Below are 6,544 nucleotides of genomic sequence, written 5' to 3'. Positions count from 1 at the left end.
CTACACCTCCATCGAGCGAGTCAGCGATGTCGAGGCCTTGAAGGAAGACATCGCTGAGCTGAGCGAGCGCGCCGGCGAGCCGGACCTCTGGGACGATCCCGCCGCAGCCCAGAAGATCACCTCCCGCCTTTCGCACCGCCAGTCGGAGCTTGAACGGCTGAACAAGCTGGCCTCGCGGATTGATGACCTTGAGGTGCTGGTTGAGCTTGGCCAGGATGAGGACGATGCCGACTCCATGGGCGAAGCCGCTGCTGAACTTGAGTCCATCCGAAAGGCCCTGAAGGAACTCGAAGTGGTGACGCTCCTTTCGGGCGAGTTCGACGAACGGGAAGCAGTGGTATCCATCCGCGCCGGTGCGGGCGGCGTTGACGCTGCGGATTTCGCTGAAATGCTGATGCGCATGTACCTTCGCTGGGCCGAACGCCATGGCTACCCCACCACGATCATGGACACGTCCTACGCTGAAGAGGCAGGGCTCAAGTCCGCCACTTTCGAAGTGAAGGCACCCTACGCCTTCGGCACATTGAGCGTGGAAGCCGGAACCCACCGCCTGGTGCGTATCAGCCCCTTCGATAACCAAGGCCGTCGCCAGACGTCCTTCGCCGCCGTCGAAGTGATTCCGCTCATCGAGTCCACCGACTCCATCGACATCCCGGATAACGAGATCCGCGTTGACGTCTTCAGGTCCTCCGGCCCGGGTGGCCAGTCGGTCAACACCACGGACTCCGCGGTGCGCCTCACGCACATCCCCACCGGCACCGTGGTGTCCATGCAGAACGAAAAGTCACAGCTCCAGAACCGGGCCGCAGCCCTGCGCGTCCTGCAGTCCCGTCTGCTGCTCCTTAAAAAGGAGCAGGAGGACGCTGAAAAGAAAGCCTTCGCCGGTGACGTCAAGGCTTCCTGGGGCGACCAGATGCGCTCGTACGTCCTGAACCCGTACCAGATGGTCAAGGACCTCCGCACCGAACATGAAGTGGGCAACACCTCTGCCGTATTTGACGGCGAAATTGACGACTTCATCGACGCCGGGATCCGCTGGCGGACCGACAACCGCAACGCCGACAAGTCGTAGCTGACCTGCAGGCCCGCGGGGCCTGATTCGGGCGACACACCCCCGAATCCCCCTGATACCGGCAAAGGGACTGCGTATAGTCGAGGAGCCGGAGCTCTACTTCCCCCAAACGAAAGCCCGCGCACCGGCTGCAGATCTGGGCTGCATAAGCCGTGCCCTGCAGGGTATTTAGGGCCATGATCCGATTCGAAAATGTCACCAAGGTCTACGACCAGACAGCCCGTCCTGCGCTGGACGATGTCAGCCTTGAAATTGACCGTGGTGAGTTCGCGTTCCTCGTGGGCGCTTCCGGATCCGGCAAGTCCACCTTTCTGCGGCTTGTGCTCAAGGAAGACCGGGCCTCTTCAGGGGCCGTCTATGTGGCCGGCCAGAACGTTGCCAAAATCTCCAGCTGGCGGGTACCGAGGCTCCGCCGCGGCATCGGTGTGGTGTTCCAGGACTTCCGGCTCCTTCCGCAAAAGAACGTGTTCGCCAACGTTGCCTTCGCCATGCAGGTCATCGGCAAGAGCCGGAGCGTCATCCGGGACACCGTCCCTGAAGTCCTCAAGACCGTGGGCCTGGAGGGCAAAGAGCGCCGCATGCCCCACGAGCTTTCCGGTGGTGAGCAGCAGCGGGTTGCCATAGCACGTGCCGTGGTGAACCGGCCCGGCATCCTGCTGGCCGACGAACCCACCGGCAACCTGGACCCCACCACCTCCATGGGCATTATGGGCGTGCTGGACAAAATTAACCAGAACGGCACCACCGTGGTCATGGCCACGCACGACGACGACATCGTCAATGAGATGCGCAAACGCGTGGTGGAACTGAAGCACGGCGTGGTCATCCGCGACGAGGCCAGGGCGCTGTACACGTCCATGATTCCGGTGGTGGGTCAATCCCGCCGGCTCAAGGATGCCAGCGGCAGGGATGAGACGCCGCCCCGGCCGGGCAGCCATGAGGACGCAGGGGAGGAGCAGCGATGAGGCTCGCTTTCATTCTCGGTGAGATCGGAAGCGGACTTCGCCGCAACGTCTCCATGGTTGTTTCCGTCATCCTGGTCACGTTCGTCTCCCTGACGTTCGTCGGCGCTGCCGGCATGTTGCAGCTCCAGATCAACCAGATGAAGGGGTACTGGTACGACAAAGTCCAGGTAGCCATCTTCCTCTGCAGTGACGGTTCGACGGCGGCGGGTTGCGCCACGGGGCCGGTTACCCCGGAACAGCAGGAGAACCTCAAGACCCTCCTGGACTCACCCGCGGTGGCCCAGTACGTTAACGACTTTCAGTTCGAGTCCAAGGAAGAGGCCTACAAGCACTTCAAGGACCAGTTCTCGAACTCGCCCATCGTTGATTCGGTGACGCCGGACCAGCTGCCGTCCTCCTTCCGGATCAACATGAAGGATCCGGAAAAGTACCAGATCATCAGCGAGACATTCTCTTCCCAGCCCGGCGTTGAAACGGTCATTGACCAGCGCCAACTGTTGGAGCGTCTGTTCTCAGCCATGAATGCCGCATCCCTGGTGGCTGTCAGTATTGCCGGCGTGATGATTATCTGTGCCATCCTCCTGATCGCGACGACTATCCGGCTCTCAGCCTTCAGCCGCCGCCGGGAGACAGGGATCATGCGCCTGGTGGGTGCCTCCAAGATGGTCATCCAGCTGCCGTTCATCCTCGAAGGCGTCATTGCGGCCGTGGTCGGAGCCGCGTTGGCGTCAGGGACGCTGTGGGCAGTGGCGCACTTCTTCCTGGGCGAGTACCTGTCCAAGCAGTATCCGGACACGGCATTTATCTCGCCCGGGCAGACTCTCATCCTTGCACCGGCTTTGCTGATCCTTGGCGGATCTTTGGCTGGAATTTCGTCTCTCTTGACCTTACGCAGATATCTGAAGGTCTAGGCTGTGCAAACCGACCAAGGAATCCTCATGAACGTATTGCATCGAACTGCGCCCCGGCACCGGGCGGAACGCCGGCGTCCTGCGTGCCGTCTGAGCGGCATGATCAGTAGCGTCCTGGTGCTGGTGCTTGCTGCCAGCCTTGGCGCCTCAGCTCCTGTGGCGCAGGCCGACGAACTCGATGACAAGCGGGCCGCCCTCGAGGCGGAGGCCGCACGGGTGCAGCAGTCCCTTGAGTTCGTGGATTCCCGGATTGCCAAGGCAGCCGGCGACCTGGTGATCTATCAGGGCCAGTTGCCCGGTGCCCAGCAGGCACTTCTGGAAGCACAGGGCCGGGTAGCCAGTGCGGTCAAGGAAGTTGAAGCTCTGACGGCGCGTGTTGACCTTGCGCAGCAGAACAAGGCGAAAATCACCCAGCAGCTGGAGTCGGACAAACAAAAGATCGCCGACACCAAGAAGCTGATTGGCCAGATCGCCACCCAGGCCTACAAATCGGGTGGCGTCCCGTCCAACCTGACGCTCTTCTTCGGGGCAAACAACGGCGGCAGCCTGACCGAGACGATGGACCTCGCAGACCAGGCCATGCGGAGCCAGAATGCGGCCATGGACAAACTGTCCCAGCAGAGCGCCACCAACGTGAACTCGCAGGCCCGGCTGGAAGCCGTTGAAGCCGAAATCAGGGATCTGAAGGCAAAAGCTGACGCTGCCCTGGAACGGGAGAAAGCGGCCCGCGATGAGGCAGCGGCCAAAAAGGCCCAGGTTGATCAGCTGATTGCCGACACCACGCGTCTTGATGCGGAACTCCAGGCGGCCAAGCCAGGTATTCAGAGCCAGATGGCCGCGGTCGAGGCCAGCCAGAACGCCGTGGCCAACGAAATCGCCGAACGCGACCGCCGGCTCCGGGAAGCCTGGGAAGCCGAACAGCGCCGCCTCGCCGCGGCAGCCGCAGCCGCAGCGGCGGCTGCCGCCGCCGCCCGGAACCAGCCGGCGCCGCCGCAGGTGGAATACGTTCCGGTGACCGGCTCGCCGTCGGCCTTTGGATTGCGGCACCCGTTCTCCGGCGACGTACCCATCACCTCCGGCTTCGGCTGGCGGGCCACCCCGCCCGGAACCATTGACTTCTACGGTTCGGGCGGCTACATGCACACCGGCATCGACTTCGGTGCCGCTTGCGGCACCCCCGTTTATGCGGCAGCCGCCGGCGAGGTTTTCTCCTCCGGATGGAATTCTTCCGACGGCGGAGGGTTCCGGGTGAAGCTGTCGCACGGCGTGGTGCAGGGCAACTCACTGACCACCATCTACTACCACAACGCCAGCGTGGTGGTCTCCAACGGCCAGCAGGTATCCCAGGGGCAGCTCATTGCCTACTCGGGCAGCACCGGAAACTCGACCGGCTGCCACTCACACTTCGAAACCTGGCTCAACGGCACTGCTGTTGACCCCATGCGGCTGCTGTAACGGCGGTCCGCGCCTGCCGTACACTGGTATGACTCCGCGCCCGAACGGCCGGATACAACCAGGATCCAAGAACTGAGGAGTTTCACCGTGCCCAAAGAAAGTGGCCGTAAAGTGGTGGCCACCAACCGCAAGGCCCGGCATGACTACCACGTGCTCGACACCTATGAGGCCGGCATCGCCCTGATGGGGACTGAAGTCAAGTCCCTGCGCGAAGGCCACGCTTCCATGGTTGACGGTTTCTGCACCTTCTACAACGACGAACTGTGGATGGAGGGCATCCACATCCCCGAGTACAACCAGGGCAGCTGGACCAACCACTCCGCCCGCCGGCGCCGGAAGCTTTTGCTGCACCGTGAAGAGCTCAACAAAATCTCTGTGAAGATCCGCGAGTCCGGGTTCACAGTGGTTCCGCTCCAGCTGTATTTCCTGGACGGCCGCGCCAAGGTGGAAATCGCGATTGCCCGCGGTAAGAAGGACTACGACAAGCGCCAGACGCTGCGTGAACAACAGGACAAACGCGAGTCGCTGCGTGAGTTGCGGGAACGCAACCGCCGCTGATCCACGAACCGCCCCTTGGGAATGATCCCGGGATCGGATGCGTTATGATGAATAGTCCGGCAGGGTTTTCCGAGCAATCAGAGGCTCCGCCGGGTTTGATAACAAAATACGGGGATGATCGGTTTCGACGATGTTAGTCGCGGCAGGTGAAGCGGGCCGAGGATGCAGAATTATCTCGTAAACGCTGTCTGCAAACCAATAAGTGCCAATTCAAAGCGCACTGACTTCGCTCTTGCTGCCTAAGCAGTAAGACAGTCCGTCAGCCCGAGGTTGCTATTGCCCCGGATCCTGGCGTCATTTAGATAGCCACTGCTGTTTACCTCCGTCATCGGGGTAGACGGGACTCTTAGATGACTGGGCCCGGATCAGCCACCTGTTTGCAGGAGGGCTGGGGCCGAGAAACTCCAACGCAAACTGCGCCCGGAGAAGCCCTGCTAACACGACATCGGACGGGGGTTCAATTCCCCCCATCTCCACCAGACAGATTTAGGGAGAGTCTTCTTACTCCCTAACTCGCAAGCTGTCTGCTACTGTCTTCCACACGAGAGGAGGCGCCGGCTAATCACCGGTGCCGTCGGGTGGGGAGCAGCATTGCGGACCGTTTTCATTGACCGGCATCTGCTGGGTGTCGAAGGCCTGCCCCTTCTCGAGGGGCAGGCCTTCGACGTATCCAAGGCTCACGAGGTTTTCGACGAACGAAGATTGCCGGACAGCTTTCCCTTCGTAGTCGATGACGACGGCGGCGTTAGCGGTTGCCGCTACCTGAATCAGTACCTTCTGGATGCCCAGGAACAGAACGCCTTCGACTTAGGTAACATGAAGCGCTTTCACGTGTACCACCTCTCGCGATTGCTTCGCTACATACGTCGTCGGCGAGCGGAGGAACTCGCAGAAAGGGCAGGACTACCAGTAGAGGACTGGCTCAAGAACCATGGGGAGCCTAAAGTCGACTTGATCCACGCTGCGCGTTCGGATCTTGTGGGCTACCGCGATAGCCGCCAGGGAGCCGTCGAGTTTACTACCCTCGACACAGAGCTAGGTTGCCTGTCCTCCTCCTTTCGCTACGCAGCCGCCATGGGGTGGGTCCGGGTTAATCCTTTTCCCCAATGGGGGAACCGGAATACGCTCATGTCCAGGAAGCGGAAGGTCCGTCAGGCTCGCTTTCTTACTTCTGCCCAGACCGCGCACTTTCTAGCCGCTGGGTTGCGGGGTGACGGATCCGATGCGAAGTCTCGTCCTGCCGCCCCGGAACGGGACTACGTGTACGGGCTGCTGCTGGCGGCTACTGGTCTCCGCCGAGAGGAAGGGGCGTTCATTCTCGATAATGAGATCCCGTCGGTGTCAGGAATGCCATCAGACGGCGTGCACGTCTTTGAACGGACTGGCAAGATGGGTGTCACCCGCTCCATCTATATAACCGCCGAGGTCGCCCGGGCAATCGACCTTTACCGGCAGACCGAGCGGACCGCCTTCGTCCGGCGCCACCAGACATCTCTCCGCAACCTTCGCAAGGAGGGGCGGCTCCTTATCTTTGGGACTGCCCCGGCTTTTGTTGACTCGGGGTCTTAGGCCGCTATGAGCGC

The 6,544-nt window shown here is 61.5% G+C and carries 6 protein-coding genes and 1 other RNA gene; all 7 read left to right on the top strand.

The features are described from left to right. Positions 1-1,072 (top strand): peptide chain release factor 2 (prfB, locus tag DBR22_RS21785; protein ID WP_108600698.1); only part of this gene is annotated, 1,072 nt, incomplete at its 5' end. Between the two features lie 176 nt (positions 1,073-1,248). Beyond that, positions 1,249-2,037, top strand: coding sequence for a cell division ATP-binding protein FtsE (gene ftsE, locus DBR22_RS21780; protein WP_108600697.1), 789 nt, complete (start codon positions 1,249-1,251; stop codon positions 2,035-2,037). Continuing rightward, the gene (ftsX, locus tag DBR22_RS21775) at positions 2,034-2,948 is read left to right on the top strand and encodes a permease-like cell division protein FtsX (RefSeq protein ID WP_108600696.1); all 915 of its coding nucleotides are present in this window, start codon (positions 2,034-2,036) and stop codon (positions 2,946-2,948) included. The genes ftsE and ftsX overlap by 4 nt, the downstream gene beginning before the upstream one ends. Positions 2,949-2,975: 27 nt before the next feature. Continuing rightward, positions 2,976-4,403, top strand: coding sequence for a M23 family metallopeptidase (locus tag DBR22_RS21770; RefSeq protein WP_108600695.1), 1,428 nt, complete (start codon positions 2,976-2,978; stop codon positions 4,401-4,403). A gap of 87 nt (positions 4,404-4,490) precedes the next feature. Further along, positions 4,491-4,961 carry an SsrA-binding protein SmpB gene (smpB, locus tag DBR22_RS21765; protein ID WP_108600694.1) on the top strand — a complete coding sequence of 157 codons (471 nt, stop codon included), beginning with the start codon at positions 4,491-4,493 and terminating at the stop codon, positions 4,959-4,961. Between the two features lie 110 nt (positions 4,962-5,071). Beyond that, positions 5,072-5,440, top strand: a transfer-messenger RNA (tmRNA) gene (gene ssrA, locus DBR22_RS21760). A gap of 112 nt (positions 5,441-5,552) precedes the next feature. Continuing rightward, complete coding sequence (locus DBR22_RS21755; RefSeq protein WP_108600693.1) at positions 5,553-6,530, top strand: hypothetical protein; 978 nt, start codon at positions 5,553-5,555, stop codon at positions 6,528-6,530. The last annotated feature ends 14 nt before the right edge of the window (positions 6,531-6,544 follow it).

The organism is Arthrobacter sp. HMWF013 (genome assembly GCF_003061105.1).
GTDB lineage: Bacteria > Actinomycetota > Actinomycetes > Actinomycetales > Micrococcaceae > Arthrobacter.
The sequence above is the reverse complement of the archived record's forward strand: the minus strand, read 5'-3'. Positions and strand labels throughout refer to the sequence as shown.